Here is a 2318-nt window from a genome sequence, read left to right as displayed (position 1 = left end):
TTATAATGGCGTGCCCTGAGAGATTCGAACTCCCGACCTTTTGATTCGTAGTCAAATGCTCTATCCAGCTGAGCTAAGGGCACTAATTATGGAGCGGAAGACGGGAATCGAACCCGCGACCCTCGCCTTGGCAAGGCGATGCTCTACCGCTGAGCCACTTCCGCACGTTTCATTTGTTTCTTCGTCGTCACTCTTTTAATCAGCGGCGACAAGAAATAATATAACAGATAAATTAGACGAACGCAACTGTTTCTGCAAAAAAAGTTCGATTAATTTCTCAATACGTTTACTGGCCATTAAAAAACCGCCTCCTTAACGTTCAAGGGACGGTTTATGTAAGACCGATAGATGCCAATTAAACAACTGCCGCTTCGCGCTTCTGGACTACAGATTCAGTTGGCGCATGGGACTCAATGAGCGCATGCGGCAAACACAGCGGCACACCCGTACGCGGATCGTATACAATGTCCGCCTCGATATTGAATACGTCTCGGAATATTTGCGGTGTCATGACTTCCTGAGGCGTCCCCTCCCCCATGACCGTCCCTTTGTTAATGGCGATCATATGGTGAGCATACCGGGACGCATGATTCAAATCATGTACGACCATCACGACGGTCCGTTTGTTCTCGTCATTAAGCTTCTGGAGCAGTTGAAGCACCTCAAGCTGGTGAGCCATATCGAGGAACGTCGTCGGCTCGTCGAGGAACAGAATATCGGTCTCCTGCGCAAGTGCCATCGCGATCCAAGCGCGCTGACGTTGGCCGCCAGACAGTTGATCGACAGGACGGTCAGCGAACTCGCTCATTCCCGTCGCCTCGATCGCCCACTGGACGACAGAGCGGTCCTCCTTGGTCAGCGAGCCAAACCCCTTCTGATAAGGGAAACGGCCGTAGGAAACAAGCTCAGATACGGTTAGACCATCCGGAGCGGTCGGGTTCTGCGGCAATATCGCCAACTGCTTCGCAACTTCCTTCGTCGATTGCTTATGAATCGACTTGCCGTCCAGCATAACTTGACCGGCGGCCGGAGACATAATCCGAGCCATCGTCTTCAGGATCGTCGATTTGCCGGAACCGTTTGATCCAACAAGCGCCGTAATTTTGCCATTCGGAATTGCGATATTCAAATTTTGCACAATCAAACGATCATCATATGCAATATTCAATTGAGCTGTTATAAGTCGAACCATCGTTCGTCCACTCCTTCTACATTCGCTGCCTAGTTCGATCCGATCCCAGTCAATACGCACAATCGATCAGTCAACCTCTATAAGTTCAACCAATTTAGCATGAATTGGTTGATAACGATTATCACTATTGTATTACCAATGATAATGGTTATCAGTTCATTAGTCAATCATTTTCCGTTCATGTTCTTCATCTTTACGTTATCTGCCACGATTGGTGAACTCGACGCTTTTGATCTGCAATATGGAACTCAACGTCCTACAGCTGTCCTTATCATCTAATCGCCTGTACTAGTAAACCGTCGCTGCGGGTTGCCCCAGATCCGTTTCTACAGACGTCATAACGGCTGCTAATAGCCGCATATGAACTACTTTAATATGATATTAGATAAAGGAAACATGCCAGCTCAAACTTAATACCGAAACTCTTTCTTCATTATAAGAGACTGATACTTGCTGATCTATGCAAAAAAGCTCCCGAGAGATACTCTCGAGAGCTAATTGATTATGTATGGTGCGCGTAGAGGGACTTGAACCCCCACGGTTGCCCGCTGGAACCTAAATCCAGTGCGTCTGCCAATTCCGCCATACGCGCATGTTACAAAAGTGAGCCATGTAGGACTCGAACCTACGACACCCTGATTAAAAGTCAGGTGCTCTACCAACTGAGCTAATGGCTCTTAATGGCTGGGGATCTAGGGATCGAACCTAGGAATGACGGAGTCAAAGTCCGTTGCCTTACCGCTTGGCTAATCCCCAGCAAGTTGATGGTGGAGGCTGACGGGATCGAACCGCCGACCCTCTGCTTGTAAGGCAGATGCTCTCCCAGCTGAGCTAAGCCTCCGTAATAGTGGTGACCCGTAGGGGATTCGAACCCCTGTTACCTCCGTGAAAGGGAGGTGTCTTAACCCCTTGACCAACGGGCCGCGATGATGTCATAAAAATAAAGCTGGAGCTCTCAACCGGGATCGAACCGGTGACCTCATCCTTACCATGGATGCACTCTACCTACTGAGCTATGAGAGCGAAAATGGCTCCCCGAACAGGACTCGAACCTGTGACAACTCGATTAACAGTCGAGTGCTCTACCAACTGAGCTATCAGGGAACAGAACAAGGTATTACACCTT

General features: G+C 48.8%; 1 protein-coding gene and 9 tRNA genes. All 10 read right to left on the bottom strand.

Annotated features, from left to right (window positions below; all coding sequences use genetic code 11):
• Positions 1–6 precede the first annotated feature (6 nt).
• The 10 genes from PKO01S_RS28365 to PKO01S_RS28320 all read right to left on the bottom strand — a co-directional run bounded on the left by PKO01S_RS28365 (position 7) and on the right by PKO01S_RS28320 (position 2296).
• A tRNA-Arg gene (locus PKO01S_RS28365) sits at positions 7–83 on the bottom strand.
• 6 nt (positions 84–89) lie between these two features.
• A tRNA-Gly gene (locus PKO01S_RS28360) sits at positions 90–164 on the bottom strand.
• Positions 165–355: 191 nt separating this feature from the next.
• Positions 356–1192 (bottom strand): ABC transporter ATP-binding protein, encoded by an 837-nt coding sequence (locus PKO01S_RS28355; protein WP_127534776.1) that lies wholly within the window; start codon positions 1190–1192, stop codon positions 356–358.
• A gap of 509 nt (positions 1193–1701) precedes the next feature.
• Positions 1702–1784: transfer RNA gene (locus tag PKO01S_RS28350), tRNA-Leu, on the bottom strand.
• A 12-nt stretch (positions 1785–1796) separates the two neighbouring features.
• Positions 1797–1869: transfer RNA gene (locus tag PKO01S_RS28345), tRNA-Lys, on the bottom strand.
• Between the two features lie 4 nt (positions 1870–1873).
• Positions 1874–1948 (bottom strand) — tRNA-Gln (locus tag PKO01S_RS28340).
• A gap of 9 nt (positions 1949–1957) precedes the next feature.
• Positions 1958–2033, bottom strand: a tRNA-Val gene (locus PKO01S_RS28335).
• 7 nt (positions 2034–2040) lie between these two features.
• Positions 2041–2115, bottom strand: a tRNA-Glu gene (locus PKO01S_RS28330).
• A gap of 24 nt (positions 2116–2139) precedes the next feature.
• A tRNA-Thr gene (locus PKO01S_RS28325) sits at positions 2140–2215 on the bottom strand.
• A gap of 5 nt (positions 2216–2220) precedes the next feature.
• Positions 2221–2296 (bottom strand) — tRNA-Asn (locus tag PKO01S_RS28320).
• Positions 2297–2318 lie beyond the last annotated feature (22 nt).

The organism is Paenibacillus kobensis NBRC 15729 (genome assembly GCF_004000825.1).
Lineage (GTDB): Bacteria > Bacillota > Bacilli > Paenibacillales > Paenibacillaceae > Paenibacillus_T > Paenibacillus_T kobensis.
This window is presented reverse-complemented; position numbering and strand designations above follow the sequence as displayed.